Below are 15,681 nucleotides of genomic sequence, written 5' to 3'. Positions count from 1 at the left end.
CGGGACGGGCGGCGGACCGCTGGGTCCTCCGCATCCCGCGCGCCCGATTCCCGGCGGCGGGTGGTGGTCTCGGGGGTGTGTGGGCCCGGCCCCGCATCCCAAGGGCCGGGCCCACACGGGCAGCGCGGCCAACTTCGCGCCGCCCGGTCGCGGGGCCCCCTGTCCGGGGGTCCCGCGGGTTGTCCGGGCCGGCAGCCCCTCGGGAAGCGGGGAGGGGGCGGCTCCGGACGCGGTGAGCATGTGCGCCCCTGGAGGCAGGGCGGTGCTCTTCCGCCACCCGCTCCGGGAGTGGATCGGGGCGGGCGTTCTGGAATCCGGTGGCGGCCCGCGCGAGCGAGGGCGACAGGCGCCACCGGAGGTCTACGAGGTGGTGATCAGGCGGGTATTCGGTCGAGCTCCGGACGCCCGGGCAGCAGGGAGACGGCCGCCCGAGGCCTGGACTCCCGCAGGACGACGTCCGAGCGCAGCACCGCGACCCGCAGGCCGATCGGCTCGACGGCGGCGGCCTCCGGCTGCGCGGGAGCGGGCAGTTCGAGCTCGACCCAGACCTCCTTGCCGCCGTCGAGGAGGTCTTCGACGCCGAACCGGGCAGCGTGGGCCATGACCAGTCGCAGGCCGCGGCCGCTGGTCGCCTCGTCGTCCGCCGTCCGGTACTGCGGCCGCCCGGGCCCCGGGTCGGTCACGGACACCCTCAGCGTCCCGGGGGTGAGTGTCAGGGAGGCGGTCAGCCGCACGTCCGGCCGGTCGCCGCCGCAGCCGTGCACGACGGCGTTGGCACCGAGCTCGGACAGCACGAGCTCCAGGTCGTCCCGCACGGCGTCCTGCTGCCGGCCGTCGAGGCCCAGCAGTGGCAGCGCCGTCTGTGCCCAGTGGCGCAGGTCTCTGACCCGCCCTCGTTCGGCGGGAAGTCTGGTCGTGATGGTGTGCACGGCTCTCCCATGGCATGTGATCACTCTGAGCGTTGCTGACGTCTACTCAACTCCCGTGCGGTGCCGCAAGGAAGTGAAATTCCCGAACAGCAGGGCTCTCCAGGAAGGGAAATTTTGACCAGCTCTTTAACCTGGAATCGTACACGTCTCGTAACCGTCGAGCTACTGTGAGTTCGTGGATAGCAACCATCAACTGCGCACTGTGATGGTGGAATTGGGGCTGACGCGGGCCGACCTGGCACTCCTGGTCAATCGCGAACTCTCCGCCCTGGGCTGCCCCGGAACCCTCACGGTGAGAACGGTGAGTACCTGGCTCTCCGGGAAATCCCGATGGCCACAGGGCAGAATCCGCGTTGCGCTCGAACGTGCGCTGAACCGCACTCCCGAGCAGCTCGGCTTCATCCCACCCAACGCCGTCAAGCCCCGAGTACCGCCGGAGAAACCCGTGCACCGCCGCCAATTCCTCACCGCTTCAGTCGCCGCTGCCCTCCCGCCCTCCAGAGGTCATGCCGTCGGACACTCCGACGTCGACCGGCTCCAGAACAACCTCAAAGCCCTCGTTGAACTCGACTACTACCGTGGCGGGCATGGCTCTCTTGAAGCCACGGCGCTCGCCGGCGCGAACCAGGCACTCAGCAAGATCGAGTACACCGTCAGCGAAACTGTGCAGCGGCGCCTCTACAGCCTCGCCGCCGACTACACGGCCACCGCCGGTTTCTCCTGCATCGATGACCGCCGTCTGGAGGACGCCGAACAGCACCTGGAGACGGCCCTGCGCCTGGCCGGGCTCGGCAAGGCGCAGGTCACCGCCCTTCGCGTGTTCAACTGCCTCTCCATGGTCGGGCTCCAACGCAGAACCCCCGCGGCCGCCCTATCCGCCGCTCGCGCTGCCCAGGACACCCAGGCGAGCCGCCGCGATCCCTTCCTCGCCTCTCTCGCCCACGCCCGTACCGCGATCGCCTACTCCCTCGCAGGCGACCGCCAGGCCGCCCTGCGCTGCCTCGGGCATGCCACCGACTCACTCGGGAGGGCGGATGACCGCGCACGCCCGGCCTGGACCGACTTCTACGGCCCTGCCGAACTGGCCGCGCTGGGTGCCGTCGTTCATCAGGAGCTCGGTGACAGCGCGGCATCCGAGAGCGCGTCACACCGCGCCCTCACCGGCATCCCCTCGCAGCTGCGCCGCAACCGTGCCTCAGCCACCGTCCGCCTCGCGCTCGCACAGCTCGGCCAGGAGGACATCGAACAGGCTGCTGTCACCGCCACAAACGTCTACGACCTCATGGGAACTGACGAGCTTCCGCCCCGGCTACGTACCCTCATGGGTGACTTCCACCGCGGCTTGATCACCCTGGCACCCGCCTCACCCATTACGAGAGAGTGGACCGACCGAATCCATGCCCGAGGAGTTCACCTGTGACGATAGCCCTTCACCGCTACGAGGCCGGAAGCCTGCCGACCGACCACGCGCAGCTGCTCATCGACGTCCACACGGACGCGTACCAGGATCAAGCCGATGATCCCTTCGTCCAGCGCTTCCCCTGGTTCGTCAACCACTGGACCTCCCTCCCCGGCTACAGCTGCGTCGTCGCCTACGACGGTGACGAGCCTGTCGGCTATGCCTACGGCGCTCCACAGGACGACGGGCGCGAGTGGTGGCGTCAGCACATGCCGGCACCCGACCACACCGCGACCTTCGCCGTCTCCGAGGTCATGGTCCGGCCTCGTTGGCGAAAGCTGGGTATCGCCGAACAGACCCACGAAGCACTGCTCGCCGAACGGCACGAGCCCCTGGCCGTGCTCTACGTCGACGTCACCCACCCCCGGGTCCAGGCGATGTACGAGCGCTGGGCATACAAGAAGGTCGGCGAGCACCGTCCGTTCGAGGACGCCCCGCTCTACGCCGTCATGGTCCGCAACCTCCGGTAGAACACGCTGCTCGGCCCCGCGCCCCGTCGACCATGGACGGACGGACTGGATCGCTCGTGCGGGGTGATCCGAGCTCTGGAAGGTGATACTCCGGCCCCTCGGTGTGGGCTACTGGGCAGATCCGTACCGGTAGGTGCTCGACCTCCCACAGGGGCTCACCTCGACTCGCCCGCCGACCGCGCCCACATCCTCCTCCACCGACTTCGACGACACCGCCGGCTCTCCCCGGTCACTGAACTCCTCGAACGCGGCAGGGTGTCCTAACCTCCTGCGGGTCGCGTCGCCCGGGTGATCCAGTCCAGGTAGAGCTGCGGCCCGGACAGGATCGGCAGCGAAACCACCTCCGGGTTGTCGATACCTCGTGGCGACCGGCCCGGTGACCTTCCCTGAGGCGGCCAAACCGGCTTCGACCGGACACCGGCAGCCGCGGCCGCGTCGGCTCTCGCACGCCGTCCACCCTCCCCCAGGCGAATTCCTACAACAACTCACCCGAGAGATCACCATCAGATGACCAAGCACACGACAACACCCGAACTCACCGATGTGGCCATCTGGTTCAGGTCCTCCTACAGCGGCGGCGCCGACAACAACTGCATCGAGAGGTTCGTGGACGCGTTCACGGTCTGACCTGCTCGCAAGGGCCGCTCCCCTGGCACGGGGGAGCGGCCCGATGCACTTCCTCAGACGAGTGAGGGTCAAGGAGGCGGTCGGCTGCATGTCCGGCAGTGGACCAGGACGCAACCGGCCCAGGCCGTGAACCGCGCCGGCCGAGAGATTCAGTTGGATCTCCGGTACAACCACTCCGCGGTGTCCCACTGGGTCAGAGGAACCCAACCCGCCGCACAGGTCCAGCCGGTCATCTGCGCGGTTCTCAGCAGCAGGCTGGGCCGGACTGTAACGTCAGCTGAGGCGGGCTTCTCCCGCCCCAACGACGATGTGTTGCACCCGAGTTCGGGTGACGTCGTGGACAAGATCGTGAACCTCGGGAGGGCCGACATGGACCCATCACGGCGTAACGTACTGAAGGTCGGACTCTACTCGGCCGCGCTGGGCGTTCCGGGATTCGCGGACCTGGGCGACCGTGCCAAGGCGGCTTCGGCACTGACGGGCCGCACGGTTCGGGTAGGAGGGAACGAAGTCGAAACCGTCCGCCGCATGACGGAGCGGATCGCCGACATCCTGGACGAACTCGGCGCCGGCCACGCCCGACCGATGGCCGCCGCGTTTCTGACGAACACCGTCGGCACCTACCTACGCGCGGAGTCCACCAGCAAGGTCAGGGCCGACATGCTGACCGCCGCCGCCGACTTGGTCTACCTGATGGGCTGGATGGCGATGTACGAGATCGAGCACGGTCTCGGACAGACCTACTACTACCGGGCGCTGGAACTCGCGGGAGCCGCCGACGACCACATCACGTACTGCCGGACCCTGCGCGGCATGGCCCTCCAGGCCGCGAACTTGAAGCACGGCCGCAAGGCGCTGGACCTCGCGGACGCCGCTGCCGAGGCTGCTCCGAAGGCCGGCCCGCGCCTGGCCGCCTTCCTCTCCGGGCAACAGGCCCAGGGGGCCGCCCTGGTGAAAGACCGGAGGCTGGCATTCACACGACTTCAGCAGACGGAGAAGTCCCTGTCGATGGCGGAGGGCCGGAACGACCACGTAGGGGGCTACGACATCGCCTCCTACCACTTCCACGTCTCCAGCGTCCTCTACGCCCTGGGGGATGTTCCCGGGTCGATCGTCGCCATGCAGCAGTCCCAGCGGCTGCGCCCACCGACAGAGAAGCAGGGGCGCGCACACGCCAATGGCCTGTTGGCGCAGCGGCAGATGGAGGTCGGGCACGTCGAACGCGCGACCGTGACCTGGCACGCCTTCCTGGACGACTACGAAACCCTGTCCTCCGCCAGGGCAGATGATCACTTCCGGGAGATGATCGCCGGCACCCGGCCCCACACCGGCAACGTCCGGGTCCGAGAGCTGACCGAGCGCGCCCGGGCGCTCGTCGCCATGAAGTCTTGACCGACGAGCGAGCCGACGCACGTGCGGCGTCGCTCGTGAGGGTGATCCGGGCGCCGGGAGGCAGTACTGCGGTCCCTTCGGTTGACTGCCGTCGGGTGCGGGTCCGGCCGGCGTCGATCCCGGCGTCCGGTGCCCCGTCGACGGCGTCGCCCTCTCCCGACGACCGGACGATCGGCTCGGGCCGGGGAATGAGGAAGGTCGCCGGCATGCCGAGGGCGAGCAGCGCGGCGCAGGTGTGGCCGTCGCTCCGCATCGAGGCCCCGCACCCCCTCCCACCTGCGAACTCGACGGGAATGTGACGCGGACACATCCGTTTGCTGCGCGGCGTTACCTCTTCGTGTCCGGATGCCCCGATCCCTGGTTCCGCGTGTCGGTCGCTCACAAACTGGCTCTGCACGTTCGTGCGACCACCCCTTGGATCGAGGAAGTTCCACCCGCATGCCCAGTTCGCCCAGACCCGGCGCTCCCCAGCCGTGCCCACCGCACCCGGTGAGGAGGTGGCACCCGTGCTCCGGTACGTGACACGCAGGGTGGCGGGCTGGTTCCTGGTGATCGCCGTGGCCACCAACGCCACGTACTTCCTGGCCAGTTGGTTCCTCGATCCGCGCTCGAACTTCAAGGAGCTGCGGCCGGTCCGCACCGAGGAGCAGATCTCCCGGGCCCTGGCCCCCTACAACCTCGACCCGCACGAGCCGCTGCTCCACCGCTGGTGGGAGTGGCTGACCGGGGTGGTCCTGCGCTTCGACTGGGGCCGCTCCCCCGTCGGGGTCCGGGTGAACGGCGAGATCGGCTACCGCTCCCTGGTCAGCGCCGAGCTGGTGATCGGCGCGACGGTCCTGTCCGCCGTCGTCGGCGTCGCGCTCGCCGTCCACACCGCCTCGCGCCAGTACGACTGGCGGGACCGGACCGCCCAGGCCCTGTCCATGGCGCTCTTCAACGTCCCGGTGTCCATCGCCGCCCTCGCCCTGGTGCTGCTGGCCATCCAGCTGAACGAGCACGCGGGCTGGCACTTCCTGTACGTCGCGGGGGAGAACTCCCCCGACGTGCAAGGCTTCTGGGCGACGGTCGGAGACCGGCTGCTGCACCTGGTCCTGCCGACGCTCACCCTCACCCTGACGGGGTACGTGGGCTACCACCTCACCCAGCGCTCCCAGCTGCTGGACGTCATCGGCTCCGACTTCGTGCGCACCGCCCGGGCCACCGGGCTCACCCGCGCCCAGGCGATCCGCCGGCACGCCCTGCGCACCGCGCTGATCCCCACCCCCCAGTCCGTGGCGTTCAGCATCCCGGCCGTGTTCACCGGCGCGGTCCTCACCGAGACGATCTTCGGCTGGAACGGCATGGGCCAGTACTTCATCCAGACCATCGGCAAGAACGACGTGCACGGCACCGTGGCGACCGCCGCCTTCGCCGCCGCCCTGACCGCGGTCGGCGCGATCCTCGCGGACCTCGCCACCGTCGCCCTCGACCCGAGGGTACGGGTGAGCTGAGATGGGCACTCCTGTGACCGCCGACGCGACCGTGGAAGGCCCGCTCGCCACCGGGCCCGACGGAACCGACCGCGACGGCCGCTAACTGGGCCGGCGCCGCCTCTACCTGCGCCGCTTCCTGCGCAACCGGACCGCCGTCGCCGGCGTGGTGATCTTCCTGCTGCTCGTGCTGGTGGAGGCCGTGCGCGGCGTCGCGGCGCCGCCTCGATCAACGCCTTCAAGAACGGCGAACTCGACTACACCTCCGCCGCCGCCGCGGAGAGCCTCAAGCAGGTGAAGACGGTCAAGGACGCCGAGGTCCGCCGCGGCGGCAGCCCCTTCGAGTACTCGCTGTACCTCAACACCAAGTCCCCCCTGCTCGGCGACCTCCAGGTCCGCAAGGCGGTGCAGGAGAGCATCGACCGCGCGCAGATCGCGAAGATCCGCTTCCAGGGCCTCGACTACTCCGAGCCGCTGCCCGGCTCGGCGGTGCTCTACAGCTTCCAGCAGGGCTACCAGGACAACGTCGCCGCCGTGCTGAAGTACGACCCGGAGGAGGCGCGCAGGACCCTGGAGGCGGCCGGCTGGAAGCCCGGGGCCGACGGCGTCCGCGCCAAGGACGGCAAGCGGCTCGAACTCGGCTACACGCTGCTCGGCGACGACCCCATCGAGAAGGCCACCGCCGGCGCGTTCACCGCGATGCTCAAGGCCGTCGGCGTGAAGCTGGAGGTCAACAAGGTCTCCGAGAACGACTTCTCCAAGGTGCTCAGCGACCGCCGCTTCGACCTCTTCGTCTCCGGCAACCGCTCGACGGACCCCTTCGGCGCGCGGTACCTGTGCGACTTCTACTGCTCGGACCGCGACTCCAACATCACCGGGTCCGGCACCCCCGAGCTGGACGCGGAGATCCGCGCCACCGGGGACATCGCCGACCTCGGCGAGCAGATCGCGGCCGTCAACAAGGTCGAGCAGAAGGCCCTCCAGCAGTACGCCTTCCTGCCGCTGTACAGCGGCCCCTCCACCTACGGCATCAAGAAGGGCCTCGCCAACGTCGGGGCCACCATCTTCCACAGCCCGCTGCCCGAGACCATCGGCTGGCAGAAGTAGCACCGCCGGACCGGCGGCCGAAGGACCCGGCGGGGTCCGGTTCCCGACGGGGAGCCGGACCCCGCCGACGCGTGCCCTACGGCAGGGTCCGCCCCGGCCGGGGCGGACCCTGCCCGGGTGGGCGGCGCCTACAAGGCCCGGTGGAAGCGGCCCTCGGCCACGCCGGGCCGCACGGCTTCGGTCACCTCCGGCCGGGGGCCGTCGCGGACTCAGCGTCATATGACTGATGCGAGCCGGACGAGCCGCACGTGACAGTGATGACCGACGGGCCTCACGGCAGGGCACAGCGGCCGGGGCTCCGAGCAACGCCGACCCCACTGCCGCCCCGGGCCGCCGCGGCGGCCGACAAGGAGCAGACGTGATCAGCAACCGGCTCTTCGACGATGCCACAGACCTCTGGCAGCACATCTCCCCCGCCTCCGGCCCCGATACCGCCCCCGGCCGCTCGGGCTCGCCGCTGCGCGACTACGTCCTGCACAGCCTGCCCGCCGCCCTCGGCGACCTCGCATCAGGAAATCTGACGTACCATCAATTAGCCGAGTCCCAGGAGCGGATGCTCCGGACGGTCACTCCGCGGTTCCCGACCGAGGACGACGAGCGGGCCGCGCGCCTCCTCCAGCTCGATCTGCTCTTCCTGCTCAACGGCTACGCGCCCGCGGGGCCCCAGGCCGCACCCCGGGCCCTGGTCGAGCTGATCTCCGCCCAGTGCGGCAGGTTCCCCGCCCTGGATCCCCATCTGAGCTACGAACTCCTGATCGACGTCAACTGCGAGGAGTACCGGCGCAGCGGAGACATCCGGGTGTTCACCTCGGGCCGGGACGCCGCTCTCGAACGGGACTTCTACCTCGGCCACCACCTCTCCGAGCCCTGGGCCAAGTCGGCCGCCCACGGCCTGCGCTCGCTGGTCCTGCCGACGGCCGGCGCCCGGCCGGCCGCGGTCCTGGACGACGCCGTCGAGTCGCTCGCGGAGTTCACGCGGTACATGGCCAGGTACCGCAGGCTGTCGCAGCAGGCGTTCGACCGGTTCCGCCCCTACCACATGGGCCATCCCGGCGGACCGCGCGGCGCGAGCGGGGCGTTCATGCCCAGCGTCCACCTCCTCGAACTGGCCCTCCTGCCGCCGTCGAAGGAGTACGGCGTCTTCCTGGACCAGTCGATGTCCTACTTCCCCTCGTGGTCCCGGCCCGTCATCGCGCGGTGGCGCGGCGACTCCATCCGCGGGGCGAACGTGTCCCAGCGGCTGCGGGACGGCCGGCTGGTGCTCGACCGCGCGGACCGCGACCGGCTGGTCAGGGTGATCGACAAGTTCGTGGACTTCCGGATGGCGCACCTGGGCGTCACCCGGCACGTCCTCCCCGAGGCGTTCCCGGAGCGCAGCGGGCTGACCCGCCGCGACATCCACGAGCAGGGCCGCGAGCACGACATCCTGGACGGCCGGGACCCGGGCACGTCGGGTTTCAGCGTCCGGCACGTGCTCACCAACGCGGTGTACCGGCTCCTCGCGCTCCGCGCCGATCTCGCCCACCCCGGTTCCACTCCGGCCGACCAGTAAGGCAGGCAGCCATGTCAGCATTCCGTGTCGCGGTCGTCGACGCGTTCGGCACGTCCTTCGGGTTCACCGGCGCGTTCGGCGCGGTGGGCGGCGAGGTGATCCAGGTCCGGAGCACGCCCGCCCCTCCTCCCGGAGTCGATCCGGTGGACGAGGGGGCCTTCGGTCACGTGCTGGTCCACGACGGCGGGTTCGAGGCCCTGGCCGCGCGGCTCGCCGCGCTGGGGCCGATCGCGGTCCTGGCCGGCCGCGAGACCGGGGTGGAGCTCGCCGACGCCCTCTCCGAGCGGCTGGGGCTGGCCTCCAACGGCACGGCCCTGAGCAGCGCCCGGCGCGACAAGTACGTGCAGATCGAAACGATCAAGGCCCGGGGCGTCCCCGGGATGCGGCAGCTGCGGACCGGCGACGAGGCCGAGCTGCTGGCCTGGCACGAGAGCGTGGGCGGGAGCGTGGTCGTCAAGCCCCTGCGCGGCTACTGGGGTGACGGCGTGTCGTTCTGCGACCTGCCGCGGGACTCGGCCGCCGCGCTGCGCGGACTGCGCGAGCGCCGGACGGTGCTGGGCGAGCCGGTCACCGAGGTCGTCGCCCAGGAGTACCTGGTGGGCGCCGAGTACATCGTCAACACGGTCAGTTGCGCGGGCGTGCACCAGCTGACCGACGCCTGGCGCACCGAGCGGATCGAGGCCAACGGGGTGCGGGACCTGGTGACCGCGCAGGTGCTGCTGCGCTCCGACGAACAGCCGGTCGGCGAGCTCTTCGACTACGGGCGCCGGGTGCTGGACGCCCTCGGCATCCGGTACGGCGCGGCGCACCTGGAGATCAAGCTGACCCCGGACGGCCCGCGGCTGGTCGAGGTGGGCGCCCGCGTGTCGGGGCTGCCCTACTACACGGCCGACGTCCTGGGCGAGGGCCAGCTGGAGTGGACCGTCGACGCCTACGTCCGGCCCGAGCGCTTCTACGCCCGGGCGGGCCGGCCCTACCGGCGGCGGCACGCGTTCGCCTGGGCCGCGCTGGTCGCGCCGGCCTCGGGACGGCTGCGGGGCTACCGCGCGCTGGACCGGCTCGAACGGCTGTCGAGTTTCCACTCCCTCACCGTGCTGGTGAGGCCCGGCGACGCGATCACCGCGACCACCTACGACCGGGAGTACCCGGCCACCCTGACGCTCAGCCACCCGGTGGACGCCGTCCTCCAGCGCGACCTCAACACGGTGCGCTACCTGGACGGCCCCGGGATGTACGAGATCACCCCGGAGGCCGGCTGACGGGCGCGCCGGCCAGGTCGACCCCCGCCAGGACGGCCCCGCCAGGCCGCCCCCGCGCTCGCCGCGTGGCGAAAGGAACGGCCTGTCGCCCGGCCCCGCCGCGCCTCGGACGGCATGCTCGGCACTGCCCCGAGAGGACCCGCACCCCGCGCCGGCTTGGACCGCGCGGAACCGGGCACACGCCGACCGATCACCGCCCCGAGGACAAGGAGGTCCACCATGGCCGACCCGGCGAAACCGTCCGGACGCACGCGGGAGGCGGAGTCCGGCGTGATCACCACCGACGTCCCCGCCCGCCTCGACCGCCTGCCCTGGTCGGGCTGGCACTGGCGGATTGTGATCGGTCTGGGCACCGTCTGGATCCTGGACGGCCTGGAGGTGACGATCGTCGGCAACATGGCCGGACGACTCGCCCAGGACGGCAGCGGCATCGCCATCAGCACCGCCCAGGTGACCACCGTCGCCGCCGCCGTCTACGTCGCCGGCGCCTGTAGCGGCGCGCTGTTCTTCGGCTGGCTGACCGACCGGCTCGGCCGCAAGAAGCTCTTCATGCTCACCCTCGCCGTCTACCTGGCGGCGACCGCCGTCACCGCCGTCTCCTGGACGGCGTGGTTCTTCTTCCTCTGCCGCTTCTTCACCGGCTTCGGCATCGGCGGCGAGTACGCGGCGATCAACTCCGCCATCGACGAGCTGATCCCCGCCCGGGTGCGCGGACGGATCGACCTCGTCATCAACGGCAGCTTCTGGGTCGGCGCCGCCTTCGGCGCCTTCGCGTCGATCGCGCTGCTCGACACCTCGCTCTTCGCGACCGACGTGGGCTGGCGGCTCGCCTTCGGGATCGGCGTCGTCCTCGGCCTGGTCATCCTGCTCGTGCGGCGGCACGTCCCCGAGAGTCCGCGCTGGCTGTTCACCCACGGGCGGGCGGAGGAGGCCGAACGGATCGTCGCCGAGGCCGAACGGACGGTGGAGCGGCAGACCGGCGAGCCCCTGCCGCCCGTCGAGGAGGAGCCCATCCGGATCCGCGAACGCGGGCCGCTGGGGTTCGTCACCATCGCCCGCACCGTGGTCACCCGCTACCCGCGCCGCACCGCACTGGGCTTCGCGCTGTTCGTCGGGCAGGCGTTCCTCTACAACGCGGTGACCTTCGGCTACGCGACCATCCTGACCACCTACTTCGCCGTGCCCGAGGGCCACACCGGCTACTACTTCGCGGTGATCGCGGTCGGCAACTTCCTCGGCCCGCTGCTGCTCGGCCACCTCTTCGACACGGTCGGCCGCAAACCCATGATCGCCGGCACCTACATCGGCTCCGGCGTGCTGCTCTTCGCCACCGCCGCCCTGTTCCAGCGGGGCTCGCTCTCCGCCACCACGCTGACCGGCTGCTGGACGGCCGTCCTGTTCCTCGCCTCGGCGGGCGCCAGTTCGGCCTACCTGACGGTCAGCGAGGTCTTCCCACTGGAGACCCGCGCCCTGTGCATCGCCTTCTTCTACGCCGTCGGCACCGCCGTCGGCGGGATCAGCGGCCCGCTGCTGTTCAACGGGCTCGTCAGCAGCGGCCGGGTCTCGGACACCACCCTCGCGTTCTGCATCGGCGCCGCCCTCATGACCGCCGCCGGCCTGGTCGAGGCCGCCATCGGCGTCAAGGCCGAACGGCGCAGCCTGGAGTCGCTGGCCTCGCCGCTGAGCGCCGTCGGCACGGAGGCCGGGCGGTGACGGGGTTCGACGCCTTCACGGGCCTGCTGGACTACCCGGTGTACGTCGTGACCGCGGCCGGACCGGAGCCGGCCGGCTGCCTGGTGGGGTTCGCCGGGCAGTGCTCGATCCGTCCGGCGCGGTTCACGGTCTGGTTGTCGAAGGCGAACCACACCCACGCCGTCGCCCTGGGCGCGCGGGCGCTCGGCGTGCACCTGCTGCCGTCCGACCACCGGCTGGCCGAGCTGTTCGGCGGCCGGACGGGGGACGACTGCGACAAGTTCGCCGACGTCGCCTGGCACCGCGGCCCGGAGGGCGTCCCGATCCTCGACCGGGCGCCGGCCTGGTTCGTCGGCGGGGTGCTGGACCAGGCCGACTGGGGTGACCACACCGGCTTCCTCCTGGAGCCGGTCCACGTCCACGCCTCGGAACCGGCGGCGCCCGTGCTCTCCTTCCGCGACGTGGCGGACATCGACCCGGGGCACCCGGCCTGACCGGGCTGCGGCCTCGGACCACGGCGGGCGGCGCCGCACGGCGCCGCCCGCCGTCCGCCGTCCGCCGTCCGCCCGTTTCCGGGCGGGCCTCATCAGCGCACGCTCCCACCGTCGTTCGTCCGGCCGTCCCCGGCCGTGCCTGCCCACGGGGCACCGGAACCGCCCCACCCGGCGAAAATCGGTTGCGATCGGTCCGAGTACACGGAAATGTCTCATAGCGCCCTAACACCGTACGTCTGCCCGGAAAGCACCTCCTGCCATGAACAGCATCGTCGTCGACACCCTTCACGGTCCGGTCCGCGGACGCCTGCACAACGGCACCGCGTCGTTCCTCGGAATCCCGTACGCGGCACCGCCGTTCGGTGCCGGCCGGCTGCGCGCGCCCCGGCCACCGGAGCCGTGGAGCGGGGTGCGCGACGCGTTCGAGCACGGCGCGGCCGCCCCGCAGCCGGGCTACGGGCCCGCCATGACCGGCCTGCTGCGCCCGGCCGGACCGCAGGGCGAGGACTGTCTCAACCTCAACGTCTGGACGCCCTCGCCGCACCGCTCGGAGCGCGGGCTGCCCGTCATGGTGTGGATCCACGGCGGCGCGTTCCGCAACGGATCGGGCTCGCTGCCGACCTACGAGGGTTCCGCCCTCGCCCGCGACGGCGTGGTCTGCGTGACGCTCAACTACCGGCTGGGCCCGGAGGGTTTCCTCCTGCTTCCGGACGGCACCGCCAACCTCGGGCTGCTGGACCAGATCGCCGCCCTGGAGTGGGTCCGCGACAACATCGCCGGGTTCGGCGGGGATCCGGCGAACGTGACCGTCTTCGGCCAGTCGGCCGGCGCGATCAGCATCACCGCGCTCATGACGATGCCCCGGGCCGAGGGCCTGTTCCGACGGGCCATCACCCAGAGCGGGGCCGGGCACCACGCCCACGCGCCCGAGACGGCGCGCCGCATCACCGAGCGGCTGGCCGAACTGGCCGGCGTCGAGTGCACCACCGAGGCCCTCGCGGCGCTCAGCCCGCAGGACCTGATGGCCGCCGACGCCCGGCTCGCCCAGGAGATCGCCCGTAGTACCGAGCCCGGGCTCTGGGGCGAGTCCGCCGGCGGCGGCACGACTGTCCTCCCGGTGTTCGGGACGGCGACGCTGCCCGAGCGCCCCGTCGACGCCGTCCGCGCCGGCGCGGGGCGCCACCTCGACCTGCTCACGGGCGTCACCAGCGAGGAGTTCCGTCTGTTCCTGGTGCCGCTCGGCATGGCCGGCCGCATCGACGACGCCTTCCTCCACGGCTTCCTCGCCGCCCTGGGGCTCGACCCGGCCGCCGCGCGGGCCCGCTACGCCGACTCCCGGCCCGGGGCCGGCGCGGCCGACCTCTTCTCGGCCGTGATGTCCGACCACGGCTACCGCGTGCCCGCCATCCGCATAGCGGAGGCCCGGGCCGCGCATGGCGCCGACACCCACTTCTACGAGTTCGCCCAGCCCTCCCCCGCCCTGGACGGCGCCCTCGGCGCCTGCCACATGGCCGAGCTCGGCCTGCTCTTCGGCGACCCCGACGACCCGCTGGCGGACCCGGCCCGCCACCCGCGGCTGTCCGAGCGCCTGCGCGGCGCCTGGACGTCCTTCGCCCGGGAGGGCCGCCCCCGGCACGACGGCCTGCCGTCCTGGCCCGCCTACCTGCCGGACCGCCTCGTCATGCGGCTGGACGACACGGCACCCGCCGTCCTGCGGGACCCGGGCCGCCCCGAACGGCTGCTCTGGGACGGCCTGCGCTGACGGGCCCGGGGCTTCCCGTCCCGGCGGGCCCGCGTCCGGGCGTCCCGGCGGGCCGGGACGCGGTCCGCCGCGCGCACCACCGTTCCCTGTCAGGAACGTGCCTGGTGGCCGTGCGGCGGCCGGCCTGCCGAGGTGAGCCCCGCGGCGCCCCGAACAGCGTGGAGGGCGCCGCTCAGACCTCCTCCTCCATGCCGATGGCCTCTTCGAGGCCTCTGCGGGCCCCGGCCGGGTCCTGCCCGTCCATCTGCCGCAACAGGGCGGTGGCGATGGCGTCGAGTTTGCGCTGGACGGCGTGCTCTGCGCGGCGCTCGGAGTTCTTGAGCAGGGTCAGGAGCAGCAGGCTGAGCGCCGTCATGAGGTCCCCGACCAGGATCTGCCAGGTCAGGGCGAGGCCGGCGGCGTGCACCACCACGAAGGCGGCCACCAGGAGCAGGCAGCCGACGTAGAAGGGCGGTGAGCTGGTGAGGTTCGACGCGGCCTCGGCGAACCGTTCGAACCGGCCCCGCCCGTCGCGGCTGCGCTCGGACGGGTGGTGGAGGGCCATGGCGTCGCGCTCCTCGCGGTGCCCGGTCGGGACGTCGGCCGGGCCGCCGCCGGGCCGTGGGGGGACGGCCCACCGCCAGCGTCGCCGACGGGCCCGCCGTTCGCACGCGGGGTTGGGCCGCCGGGCCACCGGCACGCGTCGGCGCCCGCCCGGCACAGCCGCCGGGCGGGCACCGTACGGCGATCATCAGGGGGCCGGCGCGGCCGCCGGCCCACCGCTCCGCCGTACGCGCCGCGCACGCTCCGCGGGCATCAGCCCCGGCTCTCCGCCTGGAACATCCAGCTGTGCTTCTCCAGCGCGGCCGTGAGCCCGATCAGGAGGTCCTGGGTGACGGGGTCCGCCGGGCCCGTCACCTCGATCCGCGTCCGCATGCGCTCGATCACGGCCCCGAACGCCTTCACCAGGTGCTCGACCACCTCCGTGTCGGCCGTCCAGCCCTCGGGGAACTCGGGCAGGCCGCTGGAGGCGGCGACCGTGGCGGCCCGGCCGTCCGGGCTGACCCCGATCGCGGCGGCGCGCTCGGCCACGTCGTCGGCGAAGGTGCGCGCGGTGGCGACCACCTCGTCGAGTTGCAGGTGGACGGAGCGGAAGCGGGGCCCGTAGAGGTTCCAGTGCGCCTGCTTGGCCACCAGGGAGAGGTCCAGCAGGTCGACCAGGGCGCCCTGGAGCGCGTCTCCGGTCGTCTTGCGTTCGCTGTCCGGCAGCGGGCTGCTGATGACGATGCCCATCGCTGAATTCCTTCCGGTCGCAGGAGCCGTCGTCCGGCCTTCGTACGGTGATACCGGCCCGCCGCCCGCCTCGGTGGAGGCGGTGCCCCCTCGGGGGACGGCCACCGAGGCGTCCGGGACGGACACGAATGACCGACCGGGCGGCGGACGTTTCGCGGCTTCCCCCTCCGCCCGCGCGGAAACCACCCGATACGCCG

At 71.9% G+C, this 15,681-nt stretch carries 15 protein-coding genes; 12 read left to right on the top strand and 3 right to left on the bottom strand.

Annotated elements, in window-relative coordinates; genetic code table 11:
- Positions 1-374 precede the first annotated feature (374 nt).
- Complete coding sequence (locus tag ACZ55U_RS11960; protein WP_465525119.1) at positions 375-929, bottom strand: ATP-binding protein; 555 nt, start codon at positions 927-929, stop codon at positions 375-377.
- Positions 930-1,104: 175 nt separating this feature from the next.
- Here ACZ55U_RS11960 and ACZ55U_RS11955 point away from each other — a divergent pair, with 175 nt between their 5' ends.
- The 12 genes from ACZ55U_RS11955 to ACZ55U_RS11900 all read left to right on the top strand — a co-directional run bounded on the left by ACZ55U_RS11955 (position 1,105) and on the right by ACZ55U_RS11900 (position 14,212).
- The gene (locus ACZ55U_RS11955; RefSeq protein WP_465525117.1) at positions 1,105-2,349 is read left to right on the top strand and encodes an XRE family transcriptional regulator; all 1,245 of its coding nucleotides are present in this window, start codon (positions 1,105-1,107) and stop codon (positions 2,347-2,349) included.
- Complete coding sequence (locus ACZ55U_RS11950; protein ID WP_465525115.1) at positions 2,346-2,858, top strand: GNAT family N-acetyltransferase; 513 nt, start codon at positions 2,346-2,348, stop codon at positions 2,856-2,858. Before ACZ55U_RS11955 ends, ACZ55U_RS11950 begins: the two co-directional genes overlap by 4 nt.
- Before the next feature lie 507 nt (positions 2,859-3,365).
- On the top strand, positions 3,366-3,485 hold the full coding sequence (locus ACZ55U_RS11945) for a DUF397 domain-containing protein (RefSeq protein WP_465525113.1): 120 nt from the start codon (positions 3,366-3,368) through the stop codon (positions 3,483-3,485).
- A gap of 336 nt (positions 3,486-3,821) precedes the next feature.
- Entirely contained in the window at positions 3,822-4,877 is a 1,056-nt protein-coding gene (locus tag ACZ55U_RS11940) for a hypothetical protein (RefSeq protein ID WP_465525111.1), read from the top strand.
- A gap of 506 nt (positions 4,878-5,383) precedes the next feature.
- On the top strand, positions 5,384-6,367 hold the full coding sequence (locus ACZ55U_RS11935) for an ABC transporter permease (RefSeq protein ID WP_465525109.1): 984 nt from the start codon (positions 5,384-5,386) through the stop codon (positions 6,365-6,367).
- Between the two features lie 85 nt (positions 6,368-6,452).
- Positions 6,453-6,644: a hypothetical protein gene (locus ACZ55U_RS11930; RefSeq protein WP_465525217.1), complete on the top strand. Its 192-nt coding sequence runs from the start codon at positions 6,453-6,455 to the stop codon at positions 6,642-6,644.
- Positions 6,575-7,453: an ABC transporter substrate-binding protein gene (locus ACZ55U_RS11925; RefSeq protein ID WP_465525215.1), complete on the top strand. Its 879-nt coding sequence runs from the start codon at positions 6,575-6,577 to the stop codon at positions 7,451-7,453. Before ACZ55U_RS11930 ends, ACZ55U_RS11925 begins: the two co-directional genes overlap by 70 nt.
- Before the next feature lie 358 nt (positions 7,454-7,811).
- A complete protein-coding gene (locus tag ACZ55U_RS11920; RefSeq protein WP_465525108.1) occupies positions 7,812-9,005 on the top strand; it encodes a hypothetical protein in 1,194 nt (397 codons plus the stop codon).
- A gap of 11 nt (positions 9,006-9,016) precedes the next feature.
- Complete coding sequence (locus tag ACZ55U_RS11915) at positions 9,017-10,264, top strand: ATP-grasp domain-containing protein (protein WP_465525106.1); 1,248 nt, start codon at positions 9,017-9,019, stop codon at positions 10,262-10,264.
- Positions 10,265-10,483: 219 nt separating this feature from the next.
- Entirely contained in the window at positions 10,484-11,977 is a 1,494-nt protein-coding gene (locus tag ACZ55U_RS11910; protein ID WP_465525104.1) for an MFS transporter, read from the top strand.
- Positions 11,974-12,450, top strand: a complete 477-nt coding sequence (locus ACZ55U_RS11905; protein WP_465525102.1) for a flavin reductase family protein — start codon at positions 11,974-11,976, stop codon at positions 12,448-12,450. The genes ACZ55U_RS11910 and ACZ55U_RS11905 overlap by 4 nt, the downstream gene beginning before the upstream one ends.
- A 259-nt stretch (positions 12,451-12,709) precedes the next feature.
- Positions 12,710-14,212 carry a carboxylesterase/lipase family protein gene (locus tag ACZ55U_RS11900; RefSeq protein WP_465525100.1) on the top strand — a complete coding sequence of 501 codons (1,503 nt, stop codon included), beginning with the start codon at positions 12,710-12,712 and terminating at the stop codon, positions 14,210-14,212.
- A gap of 172 nt (positions 14,213-14,384) precedes the next feature.
- Here the strand turns inward: ACZ55U_RS11900 and ACZ55U_RS11895 are convergent, their stop codons facing one another.
- Both ACZ55U_RS11895 and ACZ55U_RS11890 read right to left on the bottom strand, forming a co-directional pair.
- Positions 14,385-14,756 (bottom strand): low affinity iron permease family protein, encoded by a 372-nt coding sequence (locus tag ACZ55U_RS11895; protein WP_465525098.1) that lies wholly within the window; start codon positions 14,754-14,756, stop codon positions 14,385-14,387.
- A gap of 251 nt (positions 14,757-15,007) precedes the next feature.
- A complete protein-coding gene (locus ACZ55U_RS11890; RefSeq protein ID WP_465525096.1) occupies positions 15,008-15,484 on the bottom strand; it encodes a Dps family protein in 477 nt (158 codons plus the stop codon).
- Between the last annotated feature and the right edge of the window lie 197 nt (positions 15,485-15,681).

Source organism: Kitasatospora sp. NPDC034533, assembly GCF_055575155.1.
This window is presented reverse-complemented; position numbering and strand designations above follow the sequence as displayed.

Bases quoted from the DNA above. Each gene is read 5' to 3' on its own strand.
- ACZ55U_RS11945 (WP_465525113.1), top strand. From the start codon at position 3,366: ATGACCAAGCACACGACAACACCCGAACTCACCGATGTGGCCATCTGG.
- ACZ55U_RS11915 (WP_465525106.1), top strand. From the start codon at position 9,017: ATGTCAGCATTCCGTGTCGCGGTCGTCGACGCGTTCGGCACGTCCTTC.
- ACZ55U_RS11910 (WP_465525104.1), top strand. From the start codon at position 10,484: ATGGCCGACCCGGCGAAACCGTCCGGACGCACGCGGGAGGCGGAGTCC.
- ACZ55U_RS11900 (WP_465525100.1), top strand. From the start codon at position 12,710: ATGAACAGCATCGTCGTCGACACCCTTCACGGTCCGGTCCGCGGACGC.
- ACZ55U_RS11895 (WP_465525098.1), bottom strand. From the start codon at position 14,756: ATGGCCCTCCACCACCCGTCCGAGCGCAGCCGCGACGGGCGGGGCCGG.
- ACZ55U_RS11890 (WP_465525096.1), bottom strand. From the start codon at position 15,484: ATGGGCATCGTCATCAGCAGCCCGCTGCCGGACAGCGAACGCAAGACG.